Source organism: Nocardiopsis sp. TSRI0078, assembly GCF_001905145.1.
Classification (GTDB): Bacteria; Actinomycetota; Actinomycetes; order Streptosporangiales; family Streptosporangiaceae; genus Nocardiopsis.
The window spans coordinates 115,689-136,443 of sequence record NZ_LWLB01000037.1 but is presented as its reverse complement, the minus strand read 5'-3'; the positions used below and the strand labels follow the sequence as shown (position 1 = coordinate 136,443).

Below are 20,755 nucleotides of genomic sequence, written 5' to 3'. Positions count from 1 at the left end.
TCGAGAATAGCATTGTGATATCACTTTTGACAGCCGACGGCACGCCGGACCCCGAACGAGAAGGAAACGTGGACACGATGAGCGCCGACACCCCCCGACTGCGCCCGCCCCGACACCGTGTGGACACACGTGCGGTGTGGTGGTGGACGACCCGGTCGCTGGCCGTGGTCGTCGTCCTCACCGCGATCCCCGTGGTGCCCGCGCTCTTCTGGGAGCCGCCGCGCTTTTGGCTCCTGCTCGCCGCCACCGTGATCGGCGGGTTCGGACTGCTGGTCACCGTGGTCATGCCGCAGTGGCGCTACCGGGTCCACCGCTGGGAGGTCACCGACACCGCCGTCTACACCTCCAGCGGGTGGCTCTGGCAGGAGTGGCGCGTGGCCCCGATGTCGCGCATCCAGACCGTGGACACCGCGCGCGGTCCGCTGCAGCGGATGTTCGGACTCTCCAGCGTGACCGTGACCACCGCGTCGGCGGCCGGCCCGATCGAGATCGCCGGACTCGACCACGCGCTGGCCACACAGGTGGCCGACCAGCTCACCGACACCACACAGGCGACCCCGGGAGACGCGACATGAACCCTCCGGACGAACACCGCCCCGCGGCCGGGGAGGTCCCCCCGGCCGACCCCTCCGACGCACGCGGGGAGCAGGAGGCGGCCGCGCCCGCGGAGGAGGGCACCACCCCCTCCACCGCGGACTGGCAGCGGCTGCACCCGATCAGCGTGTGGGCCAGCACGGTCGTCGCGGGCGTCTTCCTCATCCCCTCCGCGGTCGTGGGCACCGTCGTCCTCGTCGTCGCGGGACAACCCCTGTGGGCCCTGGCCCCGGTCCCGGGCGCGCTGGCGCTCCTGGCGTTCATGACCTACCTCGACATGCTGCGCCTGCGCGCGACCCGCTACCGCGTCACCGCCGAGCGCATGGAGATGCGCTCGGGCATCATCGCCAAGGCCTACCGGTCCATCCCCCGCGAGCGCGTGCGCAGCGTGGACGTGGCGGCGCCCGTCTACGTACGGGTCTTCGGCCTGTGCTCGGTCACCGTCGGGACCGGCGAGAAGGTGGGGGCCGGCGCCGACCAGCTCCAGTTGCTCTACGTCACCGCCGAGCAGGGCGAATGGCTGCGCCGCGACCTGCTGTACCGGGGCGCGCCCAGGGCCGCGGGCCCCTCCGGGGGCTCCGCCGACGGAGCCCCCGGCGCGGGCGGGGAGGACGGGACCGAACTGGCCAGGCTCGACCGCCGCTGGTTCGCCTACGCCCCCGCGACCACCGCCACCATGGGCGTGGGCCTGGGCGCCATCACCGGCCTGCTGGGGCTCAACGCCCAGACCGGCGGGGCGGGGTGGGACTGGATCTCCGACCAGGCCGGGCTGCCCAGCATCTCGGAGATGTCCTCGTTCGTGATGGCGCGGCTCGTGCTCGTGGTGCCCCTGACACTGCTGGGGCTGCTGGTCTCCGGCGTGCTCATCCTGACCGCCGTGGCGGTGGAGACCTGGTGGGACTATCGCCTCACCCGGGAGGCCGACGGTACCGTGCGGCTGCGCAGGGGGCTGCTGACCAGCGTGTCGCTGTCGGTGGAGGGGCGCCGCCTCAACGGCGTCACCCTGCACGAACCGTTCGTGCTGCGCCGCGCGGGCGGGGCGGACGTGCGCGCGGTGGCGACCGGCCTGGCCGCCGCGGACGAGAAGAAGACCAGCGCCAAGAGCCGCCTGTCCCCGCCCATGCCGCGGAGCCGGGCGCTCGAACTGGCCGCCGACCTGATGCGCACCCCGGACTCGCCCCTGGAGGTCCCGCTGGTGCGGCACCCCCGGGCGGCGCTGCGCCGCCGCTTCACCCGGGCCACCGTCGTCACCGTGCTGGGCGCGGTGCTCGCCGGGACGCTGTCCTGGCTGCACACGCTGGCCAGCGAGGCCTGGTGGGATGTGGTGCACGAGGCGGAGCGGGAGTTCGTCCCCGTGCCGCTGGCCACGAGCACGGTGGAGGCCACCCCGGCCTGGGGATGGGCGGTGCTGGCGGTGCTGATCGCGGCGGTGGCGTTCTGGTACGCGGTCGGCTCCTACCGGGGTCTGGGCCACGGACTGCACCCGCGCTACCTCGTCGTGCGCCAGGGGATGGCGGTACGCGACACCGTGACGCTGGAGCGGTCGGCGGTGATCGGCTGGCGGATCACCCGGTCGCCGTTCCAGCGCAGGCTCGGCCTGGCGGACGTGGCGGCCACCACGGCCGCGGGGCAGGGGTCCTACGCGGCCAGGGACGTGGGCCTGGGCCAGGGCCTGTCCTGGGCCGGCGAGGCGGTACCGGAGCTGCTGGAGCCCTTCCTGGCGCGCGGAGACGGGCGGGGGGACGCGACCGCGGGCGAGGAGCCGTCCCGCGACTGAGGGCGCGGGGCCCGCTCAGGTCCTCGGCGGCCCCGGCGCCCGCCCGGGGGTGGGCGCCGGGGCCGCTAAGGACGTTCGGGAACCGTGTTGCGGATGGGGTCTCCGTCGACCCGCAGGCCGCTGGTGTGCGTGAGCGCCATCTCCAGGAGGGGATAGGTCTCGAACACACGGTCCATACCGAGGGCCTCGAGCACGCGCGCGGCGATGGGCGAGGGTTCGGCGAGGACCACGTGCCGCCCCTCCCGGGTGAGGCTCCTGTAGACCGACACCAGGGCCCTGACCCCGCTGGCGTCGAAGAAGTCGAGCCCGGACATGTCCACCACCAGGCAGTCGCACCGCGAGTCGTGCGCGGCCTGGAGCAGCCGGTCGCGCATACGGTCGGCGGTGGCGAGGTCGATCTCACCGTGGACGGGCACCACCGTCACACCCGTACAGGGAAAGCGCTCCTGGGCCGAGAACCGGGCATCCTTCGCCACTCGGGCCACCTCTCACCGAACGTAATCTTTTCACTACGCAACCGCGTACGAGATCGTAACCTCTCCAGAGAGGCCATGGGAGGCTTTCCGTGAGAAAAACCGGCGAAATCTCGCCGATGCGGCCTTGGGGCGGTCCCGTCCCACCCCCGGCGGGTGATCGGGGCGCCCCGAGGCCGGGCCCGCGCCCGGTGGCCCCCGCTCCCTGTTCTCGGACACTCCCGGAGCCGCACCCTCACCGTGCTTTACGGGCCCGTGTGCGGTAGGAAGCGGTACAGGCGGCACCTCGTGTCCGCGCCCCGTGGGCCGGTCCCGCCGGGCCGACCTCCAGGACAGCTAGAGAAGGGAGGGAGCGGCGGCCACGCCCCGGCCGACGGCCGGGACGCCCCGCCGCGTACCCGATGACCGAAACCGCCGACACCCAGCCCGGCTGGTTCTCCCCCGAGGAGTTGGAGAACATCCGCAGCCGCATGCCCATCCTCTACGTCCAGGCCGTACCCGTACGGGTGGACGAGGTGGGCCAGGTGACCCACGTCGGCCTGCTCATGCGGGCCACTCCCGAAGGCAGCTTCCACCGGTCGGTGGTCTCGGGCCGGGTGCTCTACCACGAGCGGGTGCGCGACGCCCTGCTGCGGCACCTGGAGAAGGACCTGGGGCCGGTGGCCCTGCCGCACGTCCCCGCCTCCCCGCAGCCGTTCACGATCGCCGAGTACTTCCCCACGCCGGGGGTCACCTCCTTCCACGACACGCGCCAGCACGCGGTCGCGATGGCCTACGTCGTGCCGGTCTCGGGTGACTGCCAGCCGCGCCAGGACGCGCTGGACCTCGTGTGGCTCACGCCGGAGGAGGCGGTGAGCCCGCAGATGCGCGAGGAGATGACGGGCGGCGAGGACACGCTGCTGCGCCAGGCGCTGGCCTACGTGGGCCACGCTCCCTAGACGTGCGGGCACACCCGGCGGCGGTGCGCGCACCGCCGCCGGGCCCGCGCGGTGCCGGTCGGGCCGCGCGCCCCGGCGCCGTGGTGGCCGGGCGCGTAAGCTCGTCCCCATGCCCGAACCGCTTGTCCACGACGCCGTCGAACTGGCTCGGGGGGCGGCCGCCGACGGGGCCCGCCGCGCAGTACTGGGCCTGGCCGGAGCCCCCGGAGCCGGAAAGTCCACACTCGCCCGCCACCTGGTGGCCGGGGTCGACCGGGAACTGGGCCCGGGTGCGGCCGGATACCTGCCCATGGACGGCTTCCACCTGTCCAACGCCCAGCTCGACCGGCTGGGCCGGCGCGACCGCAAGGGCGCCCCGGACACCTTCGACGCGCACGGTTACGTGGCGCTGGTGCGCCGCCTGCTGGAGGAGGCCGACCACCCCGTCTACGTGCCCGACTACGACCGCCGGCTGCACGAACCCGTCGCCGCGCGCCACGTGATCGCCCCGCACACCCGCCTGGTGGTGACCGAGGGCAACTACCTGGCCAGTGACGAGGAGCCCTGGGCGCGACTGCGCGGGCTGTTCGCGCAGCTGTGGTACGTGGAGGCCGACGACGAACTGCGTGAGCGCAGGCTGCACCGGCGCCAGACGGCGGGCGGGGCGACCGACGAGGCCGCCCGCCTGTGGGTGGAGCGCAGCGACCGCCCCAACGGGGAGCTGGTCAAGCGCTTCCGGGACAACTGCACGCGCGTGGTCGACCCGGGGCGCCTCGCGGAGGGCTGAGGGCACGGGCCCGCCCGGAGCCGCCTCCGGGGCCGCGGCCCCGGAGGCGGCTCCGGGCGCACTGTCGCGGTGGGCCCCTCCCCTCAGGCGACGCGGGCGTACTGGGCCCGGCCGCTCCTGCGGGTGAAGCGGCGGGCCGCAGCGCGCGTCAGGAACAGGTTCAGGCTCGCCTGCCCCTCCCCGCCGCCGCGCAGGCCCCCGTAGGCGGAGGCCACGATGTACTCCTTGTACCGGGCGGCGACCCGGCCGGTCAGGACGAACGGGCGGGGGCTGTCGTCGGCGCGCACGAACTGGACGAGTCCGTCGCGGCGTCCCAGGCTGACGCACTGGAACAGGTAGCCGAACGGGGCGGTGTCGGGCTCGCGCCCGGCCAGGCGCGCGGTGATCGCGTCGGCGGCGCTCCACCCCATGGGCAGGCCCATGGCGCACGACATCCGCAGCTCCCGCCCCCGTACCCCGGTCGCGTGTGCGGCGTCGCCGACCGCGTACACGTCGGGGTGGGAGACCGAGCGCTGGGTGGCGTCCACCAGGACGCGGCCGTCGCCGTCCACGGCGAGTCCGGCGTCGGCCGCCAGGGACGGAACGGCGAAGCCGACGTTGCACACCACGAGGTCGGCGGGGACGCGGTCGCCGCCTTCCAGCACGAGCCCGTCGGCGTCCACGGCGGCCACGGAGGTGTCCTCGCTCAGGTCCACGCCCAGGCGGTGCAGGGTGCGGCGTACGTGCGCCCCGCCCCGGGGACCGGTGCCGGGGGCGGCCCGGCCGCGGGTGAGGAGGTGGAGGCGCAGGCCGGGGTGGCTCTCGGCGAGTTCGGTGGCCACCTCCAGGCCGGTGAGGCCGCCTCCGACCACGGCCACCCGCTCGGGGCGCTCGTCGGCGACGCGCCGGGCGAGCGCCCGGGCCCGGTCGAGGCCGGCCACGGTCGCGGCGTACTCGCCGGCCCCCGCTACTCCGCCGGATCCGGCGGTGCTGCCCAGGGCGAGGACGAGGGTGTCGTAGGGGATACGGCGCGGGGTGCCGCCCACGCGCACGGTGACGACCCCGTCACCGGTGTCCAGTCCCTCGGCCCGGCCGACGACGAGGCCGACGCGGTCGTCGAGGGAGTCGGCCAGCGGGTGCACGCCGACGTCCTGTCCGGCGGCGACCTGGTGCAGGCGGACGCGCTCGACGAAGTCGGCGGTGGCGTTGACGAGCGTGACGCGGGCGTCGACCCGGTCGCGCCGGGCGTTGTGGGCGGCGCGCCGTGCCGCGGCGAGCCCCGCGTACCCCGCGCCGAGGACGACGATGTCGTGTGTCATGGAGGATCCCTTACCGTGTCGTGGACCGTCACGGCACATGACGGGGGAAGGGCCCCCGAGCGTGACATGTCCGTCCGTGGCGGCTCATCCCCCGTCCGGGTGGGGGGCTCCCCGCGTACGCCCGTGTGCCCCTCCGTGCCGCGGGACGGGCGGAACGGCGGCCGGCGGACCCGCACGGGTGCCCGGCCCCGGAGTCACACGATCCGGTGGGGCGGCTCCTGGCCCGCCGCGAAGGCCGCGACGACGGCCGCCCACTCCTGCCGGCGGCGCTCCTGGCACTCGCGGGTCCTGGCGGCGAAGCGGGAGCTGAGCACCAGGTTGTCCAGGCGGGGGTAGGGGTTGCGCTCGCCGACCAGGTCCAGGCCCGCGCCCAGGATGCGCCCCTCCTGGAGGGCTTCCGCCAGGGCGTCGGAGTCGAGGACCCCGTCGGGTGAGATGCTCACCAGGACCGCCGAGGGCTTCATCAGGGACAGCTCCCGCTCGCCCAGCAGACGCCGGGAGCCGGCGTTGAGCGGCAGGGTGAGGAAGACGGCGTCGGACACCGACAGGAGCTTGGTCATCTCCACCGGGGTCGAGCCCTCCACCCGGCGGGGGCTGCGGTTGACGTGCAGCACCTCCATCCCCAGGCCGCGCACCATGCGCGCCACCCCCGAGCCGATGTGCCCCATGCCCACGATCCCGGCGACCTTGCCGGAGAGCTCCATGCTCTCCTGCCCCGCGCACAGCATGTCGCCGCCGTGGACGCGCTCGTGGACCGGCACGATGTTCTTGGCGACCGCCGTCATCAGGGCGACGGCGTGCTCCGCCACCGCGTCGCCGGTGTAGTCGGCGGTGTTGCACACGACGACACCGCGCTCGCGGCAGTGGTCCAGGTCCACGTACTCCACGGCCGTGGTGGTGGCCACGACCAGCTCCAGCTCGGGCAGCAGGCGCAGCCTCTCCGCGTCCAGGTCCATGTAGGTGGTGACCAGGATCTGCGTGTCCGGGCGGCGCCGGAACTCCTGGGCCGGATCCAGGTTCCCGCTGGAGTCCTGGACCCAGTGCGCCTCCACATCACCGGACAGGCGGTCCAGGACCTCCGTGGGGATGGTGGGCTGTCGGTCGTTGAGCACGAGGCAGCGCTTGGGCCGGGTCAAACCGTTCCTCCGTGGTGGTGGTGCGGGCGCGGGCGGGCTCCGGCTTCCGCGGTCGGGCACGCCGACCGGGCCGTCAGTCCCTCCCCAGGATCTCGCCGACGTCCTTGTAGCGTTTCCAGGCCAGGCCCCGCAGGAACTCCTCGGAGCCCTCGCCGTGGGCCTCCCACACGTCGGGGGCCCACTCCTGTTCCAGGTTGTGCCGGCCGGTCAGCGGATACAGGTGCTGGAAGGGCGGCGGCTGGGGCATCTCCGCCGCCACGCGCTCGGCCAGGGAGGCCAGCCGGGGACGGTCCACCTCACCGACCAGGGCCAGGGCCTCGGCCAGGTCGGTGTTGCCGCCGCCCAGTCCGTAACCGTTGAGGGAGCCGTCGACGAGGTCGAAGCCCTCCTCCAGCGCGATCCGGGAGTTGGCGACCGCGTGGCCGAGGTTGTCGTGGGCGTGGAAGCCCGCCATGCCGGGCCAGGCCGCCCGCACTCCGGCGAACAGTTCGGCGGCCGCCTCGGGCAGCAGTGCACCGCGCGAGTCGGCCAGGTAGAGCCACTCGGCGATGCCCGACCGGTCGACGCGCTCGACCGCGGCGACCAGTTCCTCGGGTTCGTAGGCCGTGATGCTGATGAGGTTGAGCGAACAGGCCACCCCGGTGGCGCACACCGCCTCCGCTGCGGCGAGGACGTGGTCCACCCGTTCCACGAAGCAGGTCAGCCGCACCACGTCGAGCACCTCCGCGCGCGGGCGCAGCAGTTCGGTGACCTCCCGGGGGCTCCTGCCCTTCACGGCGAGCATGGCGACCACGCGGGTCCGCCCGGTGTCCTCACCGATCTGCCGCAGCAGGTCGGGCGGGCACTGGAGCACGGGTTCGAGCGCGGGGTCGTCGCTGATGTAGCCGACCTCCACGTAGGGCACGCCCACCTCACCGAGGACTTTGACGTGCTCGCGCACGGTGGCGTCGGTGAACCGCCAGCCGTTGAGGTAGCCGCCGTCGCGCAGGGTGACGTCGAGGATCTGTGGTCGCCGGAGTCCGGTGGCGGTGCGTCGAGCGGGCAAGTGTGCCTCCTGACAAGCGCCGGAATTCGCTTAGAGTAATGTGGCCACTACATACAGTCGCCAAACATCCGACCTTAACAGGAACCCGCCCCTTTCCCACCGATGTCGGTGCATGTGGCCCCTTCCTCCCCGCCTACACGTCTTCGGTGCTCTCACGGGCGGGACCGCTCCCCCGCTCCACTCGGGGCGGCCGCACGTGCCGTACCGGGGGGCGCGAGAAGCCCGTGCCCCCGCGTTCGGTTTGAGTCGTGGGCCCTGTCGGGTAGTCGGGGGACGGGGACCTCCGCCGCCCGACGGCACGGGCGGCCGGGCCACGCCCTCGGGCCCGCCACCAGCGATGACGGCGGAGGCAGAGAACGGGGGCACTCTTCTCGGGGGGCTTGTCATGGCCAGAGCAACGAGCGGCGCCGGAGCGGCGGGCAGGAGGCGGGAGGACCCGGCCACGGGACCGGTCGCACCGCCGCAACAGCGGGGAGCGCCCGACGAGTACGCGGGAACCGACCGCCTCGCCGACGAGCAGGAACTCCTGGAGGGGGCCGACCTCATCGAGGGCGACGAGGGGGCCAGCTTCACCGTCCTGGAACGGCAGACCTGTTTCAACCTGCTGAACACGCGCGACATCGGGCGCGTGGCCTTCACGATCCAGGGGGACGCCGCCCCGACGGTCCTGCCGGTGAACTACGCCATGGTCGACGAGGGCATCGTGTTCCGCTCCACCCTGGCGGGAGCCATCATGCGCCACGCGCGCGGATACGCCGCCTTCCAGGTCGACAGCCTGGACGAGGAGAGCCGCCAGGGGTGGAGCGTGCTCGCCGGCGGACGCTGCGAGTGGATCCGCGACGCCGACGAGCTGGCCCGCATCCCCCAGGGCCGCCTCCCCCTGCCCTGGGCCGAGGGCGCCCGCGACCAGGTCCTGAAGATCATCCCGGGCAGGCTGAGCGGAAGGCAGATCAGCAGGCACTGAGACCGGGGCGGCCCGGCCACCGCCGACGGACGGGCCGCCCCGGTCCCCCGCCGCGCCCATCCGCCTGCGGACGATTCGGTGGACACGGAGCAATGGACACCGAGAGAAGCGGTTCATAACTTAGGGTGTTCGCGCGAGGACGTGTCGGCGACAAGGGACCGGAAAGGCAGCATGTTCATGCCCAACGACGATGACGAGGTACGCCTGCGCGCGATCGAGGCGCACCTCGCCGCGGAGGACCCGGACTCCGCCCGGCGGCTGGAGGGCTACGCGGCGCGGATCGACGGCGCGCACCGCGCCGTGGGCTCCCCGCCCAACGGCGCGCTGCTGCTGATCTGGACGGGCATGATCGCCATCGCCCTCCTTCTCGTCATCGCCTCCCGGTGACCCCCCACGCACGGCCCGACCGCCGCGGTCGGCCCGCCACGCCCACACCGTCCGCACACGGACGAACGGAGGTCCGATGACCCGGACGCGAGAAGAGGCCGTGTCCGAGATCGCCGCGGAAGGGTCCGCGGCCGAGCCCGCGCAGGCCGGGGGCGGGATCGTCACGCGCTGGCTCTCCTCGACCGACCACAAGATCGTCGGCTACCTCTACATCATCACCTCCTTCGGCTTCTTCCTCGCCGGCGGGGTCATGGCGATGCTCATGCGCGCCGAACTGCTCTGGCCGGGGATGCAGGTCGTCGACACCGAGGGCTACAACGCCCTGTTCACCATGCACGGCACGGTGATGATGCTGCTGTTCGCGACGCCTTTGTTCGTCGGCTTCGGCAACGTGATCGTGCCGCTGCAGATCGGTTCGCCGGACGTGGCCTTCCCCCGGCTGAACATGCTCGGCTACTGGCTGTTCCTGTTCGGCGGCCTGATGGTGATGGGCGGGTTCCTGACCAACAACGGCGCGGCGAGCTTCGGCTGGTTCGCCTACACCCCGCTGTCAGGACCCGCGTACTCACCGGGGATGGGCGGCAACCTGTGGGTGATGGGACTGATCGTGTCGGGCCTGGGCACGATCCTGGCCTCGGTCAACTTCATCACCACGATCACCATGATGCGGGCCCCTGGGATGACCATGTTCCGGATGCCCATCTTCACCTGGAACATCCTGCTCACCTCGGTGCTGGTGCTGTTGGCCTTCCCGGTGCTCACCGCCGCGCTGGTGGCCCTGGGCGCCGACCGGATGGTGGGTACGCAGGTCTACAACCCCGAGCACGGCGGGGCGATCCTGTGGCAGCACCTGTTCTGGTTCTTCGGCCACCCCGAGGTCTACATCGTGGCACTGCCGTTCTTCGGCATCATCACCGAGGTGATCCCGGTCTTCTCGCGCAAGGCGCTGTTCGGTTACAAGGGCATGGTGGCGGCGACGATCGCCATCACCGGCCTGTCCATGACGGTGTGGGCCCACCACATGTTCGCCACCGGCGCGGTGCTGCTGCCGTTCTTCTCGTTCCTGTCCTTCCTGATCGCGGTGCCCACCGGCATCAAGTTCTTCAACTGGATCGGCACGATGTGGCGGGGCCAGCTCGTCTTCCCCAGTCCGATGCTGTTCGCGATGGGGTTCCTGGTGACCTTCCTCTTCGGCGGTCTGACGGGTGTGCTGCTGGCCTCGCCGCCCATCGACTTCCACGTCACCGACTCCTACTTCGTCGTCGGGCACTTCCACTACGTGCTGTTCGGCACGGTGGTCTTCGCGATGTTCGCGGGCTTCTACTACTGGTGGCCCAAGTTCACCGGGCGCTTCCTCAGCGAGGCCCTCGGCAAGTGGCACTTCTGGACCCTCTTCTTCGGCTTCCACGCGACTTTCGGCATCCAGCACCACCTGGGGGCGCAGGGGATGCCGCGCCGCTACGCCGACTACCTGCCCACCGACGGGTTCACCTGGATGAACATGCTGTCCAGCGTCGGATCGTTCGTCCTGGGGGCCTCGACCCTGGTGTTCCTCTGGAACGTGTGGTACTCCGCCCAGCACGCGGACCCGGTGGGGAGTGACGACCCCTGGGGTTACGGCAACTCCCTGGAGTGGGCGACCTCCTGCCCGCCGCCGCGGCACAACTTCACCTCGCTTCCGCGTATCCGCAGCGACCGCCCGGCCTTCGACCTCTCCCATCCCCGAGGACGGCAGGCGTAGGTCCGGTCGCGGCCTCCGGCGGCCCGCCCGGGGAGGACGTCAGTCGGCGGGGCGGTGCAGGAGGAACACCCCGGCGTAGCGGGGCTGGTCCGAGCGCTGGTCGTCGGTGGCCACGTACTCGTCCAGGACGGCGAGGATGCGGCGGTCCAGCTCCCGTACGTGTTCGTCGGACAGGTGCAGCACGAAGCGCGCGTAGGCCCGCACCGACTCCGGACCGGCCTCGTCCAGCTCCTGCTGGAAGGCCTCCACGGGTGCGGCGGAGACGGTGTCGGTGCCCGTGGGGGAACCGTCCAGCCACCAGGTCTGCCCGGTGGAACGGTAGGGCTTCTCCAGGGCGCCTCCGACGCCGGTGCGCACGGGGGCAGGCGAGAGCAGGCCGGCGTCCACGAGCCGGCGCACGTGGTACAGGACCGTTCCCGGGGTGGTCTCCAGCCGGTCGGCGAGCTCCTTGTTGGTCAGCTCCTGGGACAGGCAGAGCCGCAGGATGCGCACCCGCATCGGGTGGGCGAGGGCCTTGGCCTCCCGGACCGTGGCCGGACGTCGTGTGCGGGCACGGGGCACTGCCCCGCCCTGTTCCGGTTCACCCATGGCCCGAGCGTAACAACGATCGAGTTCTCCCGAATCGATTGAGTTTTCTCAATCGATCTGTCACTCTCAATCGCATGAAGAACCACACCCCCCGACACGTCGACTCCGCCCCGAGGTCCCCCACCGCGCCGCTGGGCGCCGCCTTCTGGAACCTGTGGGCCTCCTCGGCGCTGTCCAACCTCGCCGACGGCGTCCTGAAGGTGGTGCTGCCCCTAGTGGCGCTGCGCTTCACCGACTCCCCCCTCCTCATCGCCGGGGTGACGTTCGCGCTGACCGTCCCCTGGCTGTTCTTCTCGCTCCCGGCCGGGGCCCTGGCCGACCGGCTCGACCGCCGCCGGGTGATGCTCGGCGCCAACCTCGCCCGAGGACTGCTGCTCGGTGCCCTGGCGCTGGCGCTGGCCCTGAACCTGGGATCGATCTGGCTGCTCTACGCGGTGGCGCTGTGCGTCGGGATCACCGAGACCCTCTACGACACCTCGGCCCAGTCGCTCCTGCCCCAGGTGGTCGGCCGCGACCGGCTCCCGCGCGCCAACGGGCGGCTGCACGCCGCCGAACTGACCGCCAACCAGTTCCTCGGCCCTCCCCTGGGCGGCCTGCTGGTGGCGCTGGGCACGATGGTGTCGTTCACCGCCCCGGCGGCGCTGTGGCTGGTCGCGGTGGGGGCGCTGCTGCTGGTGCGCGGCCGGTTCCGGACCGAGCGGTCCTCGTCCACCACCATGCGCGCCGACATCGCCGAGGGGCTGCGCTTCCTGTGGCGCCACCGGATCCTGCGCTCGTTCGCCGTCATGGTGGGAGTGAGCAACTTCGGCACCAACGCCGCCTTCACCGTCCTGGTGCTCTTCGCGGTCGGCCCCGGCTCGCCCATGGGGCTGTCCGAACCCGCCTACGGCCTGCTGATGACCGCCGTCGCCGCGGGCAGCGTGGTCGGCGCCCTGGCCGCCGGACGGATCGAGGGGCTGCTGGGTCGGACCTGGACGCTGCGGGCCTCGGTGCTCACCTTCGGCGTGCTCGTCGGCGTCCCGGCGGTGACCGCCGACCCCTACCTGGTCGCGGGCGGCTTCTTCCTGGGCGGACTGGGCATCGCGGGGTGGAACGTCATCACGGTGTCCCTGCGCCAGCGGATCACCCCCGACCACCTGCTCGGCCGTGTCAACAGCGGGTACCGGCTGCTCGCCTGGGGCACCATGCCGCTGGGCGCGGCGGCGGGCGGGGTCATCGCCGAGCTCCTCGGCCTGACCGCGGTGTTCGCCGCCATGGGGCTGCTGTGCCTGACCCTGCTCGCCGGGCTGGTCCGGATGGACGACACCCGGCTTGCGGCCGCCGAGGGCGAGGCCGGGGGCGGCCGGTAGAAAACCGGTGGACTCCCCGCGCGCCCCGGTGGACCCTGGTGAATCATGACGGACACCGACGAAGAGGTCCTGGAGGGCGGCAACGTCGCCGACCGGGTGGTACGTGTGGGCCGGACCGTACGCAAGCCGTGGCTCCGGTCCTCCCCCTCGGTGACGGCCCTGCTGGAGTACCTGCGCCGGTGCGGTTACGATGCCTCGCCCGCACCGCTCGGCAGGGACCGACAGGGCCGTCAGACGCTCGAATACGCCCCCGGGACGATGGCCGACCGGATGGCGCCCATGACGGAGGAGGAGCTGCACCGTCTGGGCGGGACCATCCGTCGCCTCCACGACCTGACCGCCGCCTACCGGCCCGGTGAGGAACCGGTGTGGGAGGTGCCCATCCCGCACGAGCGCGAGGAACTGGTCTGCCACAACGACCTGGCGCCGTGGAACCTGGTGCGGGACGGCGACGCCTGGACGTTCATCGACTGGGACTGCGCCGGGCCGGGCACGCGCATGGGCGACCTGGGCTACGCGGCGCACGGTTTCGTGCCGCTGCACGAGGGCGGCGATCCCGAGCACGACGCGTGGCGGCTGCGCGCCCTGGCCGACGGCTACGGGTGCGGCGCCGACCAGCGCCGGGAACTGCCCGACGCGGTCCTGCAGCGGGTGCGCGGCATGTACGACCTGCTGGTGGAGGGGGCGCGGACGGGCCGCCAACCGTGGGCGCGGCTGCACGCGGAGGGGCACGCCGACCACTGGGGACCCGCGTCGCGGTACGTGGAGCGCAACCGCGGCGTGTGGCTGGCGGCGCTGCTGCGCTAGACGGGCGCGATCCAGACGAAGGCGGCCGAGATGGGATGTCCGCGAAACCTCTCCCACTTGGGCTTGGCCGCCACCCAGGTGTCGTCCACGGTGGCCTCGGACAGTTCGGCGAGGGTCCACCCGGCGGCCGTGGCGGTGCGCACGTGGTCGCTGATGAGGTGGACGTGGGTGGCGATGGCGATGTCCTCCCCGGATGCGTCGGTGTAGTGGGTGGGCATCCCCGAGACCATCGAGAACTGCGGGTGGTAGGCGACCAGCACACAGGTGCCGCCCGGTCTGACGAGTCGGCGCGCCTCGGCGTAGAAGGGCGCCAGGTCGGGCAGGTGCTCGTCGATGAGCGAGGCGATGGCCAGGTCGTAGGAGGCGCCGGGCAGGCCGGTGTCACGCACGTCGCCCCGGGTGAGGCTGTCATGGGCGCCGCGCTCGTGGGCCAGCGCCAGCATCCCGGAGCTGAGGTCGACCCCGTCGACGCGCTCGACGCCCCGGCCGCGCAGCCAGGCGCCGGTGCGGCCGGTGCCGCAGCCCAGGTCGGCGGCGCGGGTGACGGTCCGCCAGTCGGGAACGGTGAGCCCGTCGAGCAGGGCCAGGTCCATGGCGTCCAGGACGGAGTCCTCGTAGGTGCTCGACCAGCCGTCGTAGCCGGTGGCCACGTCGACGGTGCGGTAGTGGCGGGTGTCGAAGTCCGCGAAGACAGGCATGGGGGCGAGTATGCCGTGGTCGACGGTGTACGTGCGAACCGTTTTCCGACCGCCCCGCCCCGTCGGAAAACCCGTTGCCCGCGCTCCCGGAGGGCCTCTAGGTTGGCCGCCATGTGCTGCTTCTGCGCCGTCACCGGCCGGGCGTTCGCCTGGCCGGTGAGCGCCCACACCCATGTCCTTCGGCCCCGGTCCGCGCGCCTGGACCGGTAGTCGGCCCAGCCGCCGCGTTCCCCGGCCGCCGCGCCGCCGCACCGCCCCACGGTGACGGCGCCGCGGCGGCGACCGTGGTGCCCGCGGCGACCGCTTCCGTGTGACCCGCCGGTCCAGGCCCAGTCGCGTCCTCTCCCTCCCCCGGACGGGCTGCCCGGACCTCCTCGCTGTCGCGCGCGCCGTGTGGCGCGCCCGTTCGTGCCGCCCGTCCTCGTCGGCCGCCTTCCCGCGGCTGGAACGGACACCGCTGTGGCACGTACCGCGCGTTCTCCTCACACGGGTACCGGTGGCGACCGGCGCCGCCTCTCCCAGAACTTCCTGACCGACCCCTCCTGGGCCCGCCGCGTGGTGCGGACGGCCGGGGTGGGCCCCGACGACCTGGTGGTGGAGGTGGGTCCGGGGGACGGCGCCCTTACCCGCTTCCTCGCCCCGGCCGTCCGCCGGGTGGTCGCCTACGAGATCGATCCCCGGCTGGCCGAGCGGCTCTCGGAGCGCTACCGCGACCCCGCGAGCGGGGTGCGGGTGGTGCGGGCGGACTTCATCCGCGCGCGTCCGCCGCGCGGGGAGTTCCACGTGGTGGGCAACATCCCCTACGCGCGCACCGCCGACATCGTGCGGTGGTGCCTGGACGCGCACGGCCTGGCCTCGGCCACGCTCGTCACCCAGTTGGAGTACGCGCGCAAGCGCACCGGCGGGTTCGGGCGGTGGAGCCGGTTGACGGTGCTGACCTGGCCGGAGTGGTCGTGGTCGCTGGCCGGGCGGATCGACAGGCGGCGGTTTTGGCCGGTGCCCCGGGTGGACGCGGGACTGCTGGTGCTGCGCAGGCGCCGGACACCCCTGGTGCCCCCGGAACGGATGGGCGGCTACCGGCGCATGGTGGAGTCGGGCTTCGGCGGTGCGGGAGGGTCGCTGGGCGCTTCGCTGCGCCGTACTCGTCCCGCCCGGCGGGTGGACCGGGCCCTGGCGCGGGCCGGAATCGCGCCGGGCACCCCCGTGGGCCATGTGAGCCCGCAGCAGTGGCTGGAGGTGTTCGACGTGCTGGAGGGCGAAGGCGCAGCGGGTTCCCGTCGCTAGTATGTCCCTATGCGCGGTCACCCCTCCCTCCTCCTGGGCCTCCCCCTCCTCCTCACCGTCGTGGCGTGCGGCTCGCAGACGGTGTCCTCCGAGGATCCGGTGCCCTCGGACGGGGAGGCGGCGTTCGGGGAGTCGTACCGCGTCGCGTACCCGGTCGGCGCCTACGAACACGAGTTCTCGGGCGAGGCCGACGTCGTCTACACCGTCGAGGACGTCTCCTCCCCCGAGCCCGGACGGGTGGACTTCACCCTGGAGGTGGAGGTGCCGCAGCTGGGACGGGTCCTCGGGTTCGGCGACCTGCGGGTCGTGTGCGAGGCCGGGGGAACCGAGGCCGACGCCAGGGGCGAGGACCGGCCGGGCGAGACCGAGGCGGGCACCCACAGCTTCCCGCTGTGGTGCGAGGTCCCGGAGGAGACCGGGTCGCTGCGGATCGTGGTCGACGACGGCAACGAGGAGATGGTGTTCGCCGGTCCGGTCGGCTGACCGGACCGGCCCCGGGCGCTTCCGTGCTCAGTCCGCTCCGCCCTCCCCCGTCGACGCGTCCGGCCCGCCGGTGGACGCCCCCCGTCCTGTGGAGCCCGTCCTCTCGACCATCTCCAGCAGGCGGCCCAGTCCCTCCTCGAACTCGGCGTCCCAGTCGACCGGAAGGTCCAGCACCTCCCCGAGCCGGTGGTGCGCGGGCAGTTCCCGGGGGGACAACTGCTCACGGCGTCGCCGTGTACCGAGGTTGCCCTCGCCGAAGCGGCCGCTGACCTCGGAGACCGCGAAGCCCAGCACGAACGTGCTGACCATCCGTTCCAGGCCGGCCACCTGTTCACCCGGCACGCCCGCGTCCAGGAGCACTCCGTAGAGCGGGTCCACGACGCGCACCGCCTCCGGGAGCACGACGGGCCTGGTCAGCAGCAGGGGGAACGTCCGGGGGTACCGGCGCGCCACCGCGCGAGCGCCCCGCGCGCACACCAGTAGCCGCTCGCGCCATCCGAGCTCGGGGTCAGGCCGAGGCACCTCCGCCAGAACGCGGCCGACGAGTCCGTCGAGGAGGTCGTCCTTGCTCCCGAAGTACCTGTACAGGGCCATGGGGGTGAGGCCGACACCCGTCGCGATCGCGCGCATCGACACCGCCGGCAGCCCGTGCTCCTCCGAGAGGCGGAGGGCGACCTCCAGGATGTCCGACCGCCTTTCCTGCCTCACGTTTCCCATGGCATTAGTGTACAGCGTATATCCTTATTGTGTACGCGGCACGGAGACCCTGGCGCAGGACATGCTGAAAGAGTTGCCGGCCAGCATCGCCCACACGCTTGACATTGACACTGTGACAAGGTCTTGGCTGGATGCCGGAGGTGGTTCCCATCAACACACCGCATACGAACCCACCGGACACGCACCTGGTCGACGCTCTGTCCGCCAGCGCCCCGCCGACGCGTCTCAAGGCCGTCCTCGCGGTCGGCACCCGTCCCGACCCCGCCCTGGTCGACGCCCTCATGGCGCGGTGCGCGGTCGAACCCGACTTCTTCGTGCGCGACATGCTCACGTGGGCGCTGACCCGTCTCCCCCCGGACATCACCGTGCCCAGGCTGCGCGCGCAGCTGCGTTCGGAGCACGCTCAGGCCCGGAGCCAGGCATTGCACACACTGTCCAAGATCGGGGACGCCGGCGCATGGCCCGCGATCACGCGGTCCCTGCTGCGCGACTCCGACGACGAGGTCGCCCGGAGCGCATGGCGTGCCGCCGTCGCCCTCGTGCCCGAGGGGCAGGAGAAGGACCTGGCCGAGGAACTGGCCACGCAGCTCGGCCGCGGCGACCGGAGAGTGCGGCTCAGTCTGAGCCGCGCCCTCGTCGCACTCGGAGAAGCGGCCGAGCCGGTGCTCCGGGCGGCGACGGGAAGCGAGGACCCGGGCGTCCACGCGCATGCGAGCGCCACGGAGCGGCTCCTGCGCGACCCCGACGCCGGTCTCGGGCCCGCCGTCGACGAGGCGAGACGATTCGTCGCGCTCGGTGGGGAACAGCATGCTGATCGGTGAGGTGGCGCGCCGCTCGGGTGTGAGCACCAGGATGCTCAGGCACTACGACGCCCTCGGGCTGGTGCGGCCGACCGGCCGTACCGTGGGCGGCTACCGCGAATACGCCGACGAGGACATCCGGCGGATCTTCCACGTGGAGAGCCTGCGAACCCTGGGCCTGTCACTGCGCCGGATAGGACGCGTCCTGGAGGATCCCGGCTTCGCACCGTCCGCGCTCATCGGCGACCTCATCCGGGAAACCGAAGGGCGGCTGAGCCGGGAGCGGGAGCTGCTCACGAGGCTCCGCGCGGTCGACGCCTCAGAGCCCGCCGGCTGGGAGGACGTCCTGCGCATCGTCGAACTCCTGCACGGGCTCGGCTCGCCGAGCGCCGCACGGCGGCAGCAGACCGTACTGGCCCCGACCACGGATGTGCCCGCCCGGCTGCTGGCCGAGACGGTTCTGGCCGAATCCGATCCGAACGTCGCCGGGGCCCTGCGGTGGGCACTCGCGCGGGCGGACCACGGCGTTGCGGCGAGCCTGGCACCAGGCCTGGCCTCAAAGGACGCCGACGTCCGGCGGCGCGCGGTGCTGGCACTCGCCGAGATCCCCGGTGACGAGGCGGCCGCGCTGCTCGCGGACGCGCTCCAGGACCCGGACACGGTGGTCCGCGGGCACGCCGCCCTGGCGCTGGGAGCGCGTGGGATGCCTGAAACGGTGCCGGTACTCGTCGGTATGGTGGTCGATGGCGCGAACGACGTCGAGGCGGCCGAGGTCCTGGGGACGCTGGCACAGGTTCCGGACAGGGCGGACCGGATCAGGAACGCGCTGGTCGACGAGCTCGCCGCGCCTCACGGAGGTTCCGCGGTGCGGATGCGGCTGGTCCAGGCGCTCGCCGAGATGCCGGGTGCCGTCGCACTGGAAGCCCTACGGCGCTTGGCCGGTGACGACGACCGAGCCGTGGCCCGTACCGCGTCGTCCTTCGCGAGGATGATCGAAGAGCGTGCCCGCGACGGCGCCCGGGACATCGCGGATCCGTGAACCGCGACACGGGTGAGCGGACTCCGGGCCGGGACGAGGCCCACCCGCCGCCGGACTCCTGACGGGACCGCCAAGAGCCGACCGACGTCACCGGCGCCCCGGGCAGGGCCGCAGCGGCCTCCCCTCCCCCGCCCTCGTGCGGCACCGCCGGCAGTCCGTGCTCCTCCGGGAGGCGGAGGCGACCCCCAGAACACCCGAACGCCTTTCTTGCCCCACGCCCCCCATGGCGTTAGTATACAGCGTATATTTTGTTTGTGTACGCTGCATAGAAAGGCTGATGGAGAACATGCTGGAAGCGTTATGCCTGGACAGGGCGTTCGGCTCCGTCCACGCCCTGGACCAGTTCACCCTGGTCGCCGAATCCGGTGAGATCGTCGGGCTCGTCGGACACAACGGGGCCGGGAAGACCACGTTCGCCAACGTCGTCTCAGGAATACTGCGCCCCGACGGCGGACGGATCCGCGTCAACGGAAAGGCTCCCCGTGCCGCACGACGGCTCCTCGGCCTGGCCCCCCAGCACCTCGCGCTGTACCCGACCGTCACGCCCCGGGAGACCCTGCGCCTGTTCGGCGGCCTGTACGGCCTGCGCCGTCGGGACCTCGCCCTCGCCATCGACGAGACCGCCGAGTCGCTCCGCCTCACCGGATTCCTCGACCGCAGGGTGGGGGTGCTCTCCGGAGGCCAGCAGCGCCGCGTCCAGGCGGCCGCCGCCATGGTCCACCGTCCCTCGCTCCTGCTCCTGGACGAACCCACCGCCGGTGTCGACCCCGGGACCCGCCGGTCCCTCCTCGAGGCGGTGCGCGCCCGGGCCGAGCAGGGCACGGCGGTCGTCTACACCACCCACTACCTGCCCGAACTCACCGAACTGGGCGCCAGCATCGCCGTGGCGCGCCACGGTCGGGTCATCGCCCGGGGCGGGGCCTCGGAGGTTCTCGGCGACCTGCCCGGAGAGGTACGCCTGTCCTTCGACGACGAGGAGGTGCGCGTACCCACCACCGACCCCGCCGCCACCCTGGCCCGGATCCTCACCAGCACCGCCAGACCCGTCCGCGGCGTGGACCTGAGGCAGCCCACCCTGGACGACCTCTACCGGGCGGTGGCCCATGCGGACTGACACCGCCCGCCGGCTGGCGCTGCTGGTCCGCCACAACACGGTGCTCCGCCTCCGCGACCCCGGACACCTGGTCAGCTACCTGGTCATGCCGATGGTGCTCATGCTCGTCTTCAGCCCGCTCTACCAGGCGGCGCTGCCGGACGGCGGACGGGCCCAGGCCGTCATCGGCATGCTGGTGATGTTCTCGGTACTCTCACTCTCGGTCGTGGGCACCGCCCTGCTGACCGAGCGCACGTGGCGCACCTGGAACCGGTTGCGCGCGAGTCCGGCCTCGGTCGTCGAGATGCTCGTGGGCAAGGCGCTGCCCGTCTTCGTGCTCCTGGTCCTCCAGCAGGGGCTGCTGCTGCTCTTCGGCTCCCGGGTCGTGGGTATGCCGGTCACCGGAACGTTCGCGCTGATCCTGCTGTCGGTCTGCGTGTGGTCCTTCGCCCTCCTGGCGGTCGGCGTCGCGCTGGCCGGTTTCGTGCGCAGCCACGGAGAGCTCGCCGCCGTCAGCGACGTCGGTGCCCTGGCCGTGAGCGCCCTGGGCGGAGCACTCGCGCCGATCTCCATGATGCCCGCATGGGCCCAGGCCCTCGCCCCGCTCTCCCCCGGTCACTGGGCGATGGCCATGCTCGGGGCCGCCGTCGCCGGGGACACCGGCACCGCGCTCCGGGCGGCCCTCGTCCTCGTCCTCGTCGGAGTGGCCGCGGGCGCTCTGGCCTGTGTCCGCGTCAACCGGGGCTTCGGCGACCTGAGGGGTTAGAGGGACGCGTCC

At 72.7% G+C, this 20,755-nt stretch carries 22 protein-coding genes; 15 read left to right on the top strand and 7 right to left on the bottom strand.

Annotated features, from left to right (window positions below; genetic code table 11):
* Window positions 1-77 precede the first annotated feature (77 nt).
* Both A6A08_RS26430 and A6A08_RS26425 read left to right on the top strand, forming a co-directional pair.
* Entirely contained in the window at window positions 78-575 is a 498-nt protein-coding gene (locus tag A6A08_RS26430) for a PH domain-containing protein (protein ID WP_073705369.1), read from the top strand.
* Window positions 572-2,371: a PH domain-containing protein gene (locus tag A6A08_RS26425; RefSeq protein WP_073705368.1), complete on the top strand. Its 1,800-nt coding sequence runs from the start codon at window positions 572-574 to the stop codon at window positions 2,369-2,371. The genes A6A08_RS26430 and A6A08_RS26425 overlap by 4 nt, the downstream gene beginning before the upstream one ends.
* 65 nt (window positions 2,372-2,436) lie before the next feature.
* Here A6A08_RS26425 and A6A08_RS26420 read toward each other — a convergent pair whose 3' ends face one another.
* Window positions 2,437-2,796 (bottom strand): STAS domain-containing protein, encoded by a 360-nt coding sequence (locus A6A08_RS26420; RefSeq protein ID WP_073705367.1) that lies wholly within the window; start codon window positions 2,794-2,796, stop codon window positions 2,437-2,439.
* Window positions 2,797-3,245: 449 nt separating this feature from the next.
* Between A6A08_RS26420 and A6A08_RS26415 the strand changes: the two genes are divergently transcribed.
* On the top strand, window positions 3,246-3,782 hold the full coding sequence (locus A6A08_RS26415) for an NUDIX hydrolase family protein (RefSeq protein ID WP_073705366.1): 537 nt from the start codon (window positions 3,246-3,248) through the stop codon (window positions 3,780-3,782).
* A gap of 109 nt (window positions 3,783-3,891) precedes the next feature.
* Entirely contained in the window at window positions 3,892-4,548 is a 657-nt protein-coding gene (locus tag A6A08_RS26410; RefSeq protein ID WP_073705365.1) for a nucleoside/nucleotide kinase family protein, read from the top strand.
* Window positions 4,549-4,631: 83 nt separating this feature from the next.
* Here A6A08_RS26410 and A6A08_RS26405 read toward each other — a convergent pair whose 3' ends face one another.
* The 3 genes from A6A08_RS26405 to A6A08_RS26395 all read right to left on the bottom strand — a co-directional run bounded on the left by A6A08_RS26405 (window position 4,632) and on the right by A6A08_RS26395 (window position 8,027).
* The gene (locus A6A08_RS26405) at window positions 4,632-5,846 is read right to left on the bottom strand and encodes an NAD(P)/FAD-dependent oxidoreductase (protein ID WP_073705364.1); all 1,215 of its coding nucleotides are present in this window, start codon (window positions 5,844-5,846) and stop codon (window positions 4,632-4,634) included.
* A 194-nt stretch (window positions 5,847-6,040) separates the two neighbouring features.
* Window positions 6,041-6,982 carry a 2-hydroxyacid dehydrogenase gene (locus tag A6A08_RS26400; protein ID WP_242422925.1) on the bottom strand — a complete coding sequence of 314 codons (942 nt, stop codon included), beginning with the start codon at window positions 6,980-6,982 and terminating at the stop codon, window positions 6,041-6,043.
* Window positions 6,983-7,055: 73 nt separating this feature from the next.
* Window positions 7,056-8,027, bottom strand: a complete 972-nt coding sequence (locus tag A6A08_RS26395; RefSeq protein WP_073705363.1) for a pyruvate carboxyltransferase — start codon at window positions 8,025-8,027, stop codon at window positions 7,056-7,058.
* A gap of 385 nt (window positions 8,028-8,412) precedes the next feature.
* Between A6A08_RS26395 and A6A08_RS26390 the strand changes: the two genes are divergently transcribed.
* The 3 genes from A6A08_RS26390 (at window position 8,413) to ctaD (ending at window position 11,119) form a co-directional block, all read left to right on the top strand.
* Window positions 8,413-8,991: a pyridoxamine 5'-phosphate oxidase family protein gene (locus A6A08_RS26390; RefSeq protein WP_073705362.1), complete on the top strand. Its 579-nt coding sequence runs from the start codon at window positions 8,413-8,415 to the stop codon at window positions 8,989-8,991.
* A gap of 177 nt (window positions 8,992-9,168) precedes the next feature.
* The gene (locus A6A08_RS26385; protein WP_206780081.1) at window positions 9,169-9,378 is read left to right on the top strand and encodes a DUF3040 domain-containing protein; all 210 of its coding nucleotides are present in this window, start codon (window positions 9,169-9,171) and stop codon (window positions 9,376-9,378) included.
* Between the two features lie 76 nt (window positions 9,379-9,454).
* A complete protein-coding gene (gene ctaD, locus A6A08_RS26380) occupies window positions 9,455-11,119 on the top strand; it encodes a cytochrome c oxidase subunit I (protein ID WP_073705360.1) in 1,665 nt (554 codons plus the stop codon).
* A gap of 39 nt (window positions 11,120-11,158) precedes the next feature.
* On the opposite strand, the gene A6A08_RS26375 is transcribed toward ctaD, so the two are convergent.
* Window positions 11,159-11,707, bottom strand: a complete 549-nt coding sequence (locus A6A08_RS26375; RefSeq protein WP_073705359.1) for a transcriptional regulator — start codon at window positions 11,705-11,707, stop codon at window positions 11,159-11,161.
* A gap of 74 nt (window positions 11,708-11,781) precedes the next feature.
* Between A6A08_RS26375 and A6A08_RS26370 the strand changes: the two genes are divergently transcribed.
* Entirely contained in the window at window positions 11,782-13,056 is a 1,275-nt protein-coding gene (locus A6A08_RS26370) for an MFS transporter (RefSeq protein WP_199867054.1), read from the top strand.
* Window positions 13,057-13,101: 45 nt separating this feature from the next.
* Window positions 13,102-13,863 carry a phosphotransferase gene (locus tag A6A08_RS26365; RefSeq protein ID WP_073705358.1) on the top strand — a complete coding sequence of 254 codons (762 nt, stop codon included), beginning with the start codon at window positions 13,102-13,104 and terminating at the stop codon, window positions 13,861-13,863.
* On the opposite strand, the gene A6A08_RS26360 is transcribed toward A6A08_RS26365, so the two are convergent.
* Window positions 13,860-14,561, bottom strand: coding sequence for a class I SAM-dependent methyltransferase (locus A6A08_RS26360; protein WP_073705357.1), 702 nt, complete (start codon window positions 14,559-14,561; stop codon window positions 13,860-13,862). The two genes, A6A08_RS26365 and A6A08_RS26360, sit on opposite strands and share 4 nt — an antisense overlap.
* A gap of 459 nt (window positions 14,562-15,020) precedes the next feature.
* Here A6A08_RS26360 and erm point away from each other — a divergent pair, with 459 nt between their 5' ends.
* Both erm and A6A08_RS26350 read left to right on the top strand, forming a co-directional pair.
* Window positions 15,021-15,845 carry an ErmE/ErmH/ErmO/ErmR family 23S rRNA (adenine(2058)-N(6))-methyltransferase gene (gene erm / locus A6A08_RS26355; RefSeq protein ID WP_073705356.1) on the top strand — a complete coding sequence of 275 codons (825 nt, stop codon included), beginning with the start codon at window positions 15,021-15,023 and terminating at the stop codon, window positions 15,843-15,845.
* Window positions 15,846-15,854: 9 nt separating this feature from the next.
* Window positions 15,855-16,328, top strand: coding sequence for a hypothetical protein (locus A6A08_RS26350; RefSeq protein WP_073705355.1), 474 nt, complete (start codon window positions 15,855-15,857; stop codon window positions 16,326-16,328).
* A 27-nt stretch (window positions 16,329-16,355) separates the two neighbouring features.
* Here A6A08_RS26350 and A6A08_RS26345 read toward each other — a convergent pair whose 3' ends face one another.
* Window positions 16,356-17,045 (bottom strand): TetR/AcrR family transcriptional regulator, encoded by a 690-nt coding sequence (locus tag A6A08_RS26345; RefSeq protein ID WP_073705354.1) that lies wholly within the window; start codon window positions 17,043-17,045, stop codon window positions 16,356-16,358.
* Between the two features lie 131 nt (window positions 17,046-17,176).
* On the opposite strand from A6A08_RS26345, the gene A6A08_RS26340 reads away from it, so the two are divergent.
* The 4 genes from A6A08_RS26340 to A6A08_RS26325 all read left to right on the top strand — a co-directional run bounded on the left by A6A08_RS26340 (window position 17,177) and on the right by A6A08_RS26325 (window position 20,743).
* Window positions 17,177-17,866, top strand: coding sequence for a HEAT repeat domain-containing protein (locus tag A6A08_RS26340; RefSeq protein WP_073705353.1), 690 nt, complete (start codon window positions 17,177-17,179; stop codon window positions 17,864-17,866).
* On the top strand, window positions 17,853-18,884 hold the full coding sequence (locus tag A6A08_RS26335; RefSeq protein ID WP_073705352.1) for a HEAT repeat domain-containing protein: 1,032 nt from the start codon (window positions 17,853-17,855) through the stop codon (window positions 18,882-18,884). Before A6A08_RS26340 ends, A6A08_RS26335 begins: the two co-directional genes overlap by 14 nt.
* A 286-nt stretch (window positions 18,885-19,170) precedes the next feature.
* Complete coding sequence (locus tag A6A08_RS26330) at window positions 19,171-19,998, top strand: ABC transporter ATP-binding protein (protein ID WP_073705446.1); 828 nt, start codon at window positions 19,171-19,173, stop codon at window positions 19,996-19,998.
* Window positions 19,988-20,743 carry an ABC transporter permease gene (locus A6A08_RS26325; protein WP_073705351.1) on the top strand — a complete coding sequence of 252 codons (756 nt, stop codon included), beginning with the start codon at window positions 19,988-19,990 and terminating at the stop codon, window positions 20,741-20,743. The genes A6A08_RS26330 and A6A08_RS26325 overlap by 11 nt, the downstream gene beginning before the upstream one ends.
* Window positions 20,744-20,755 lie beyond the last annotated feature (12 nt).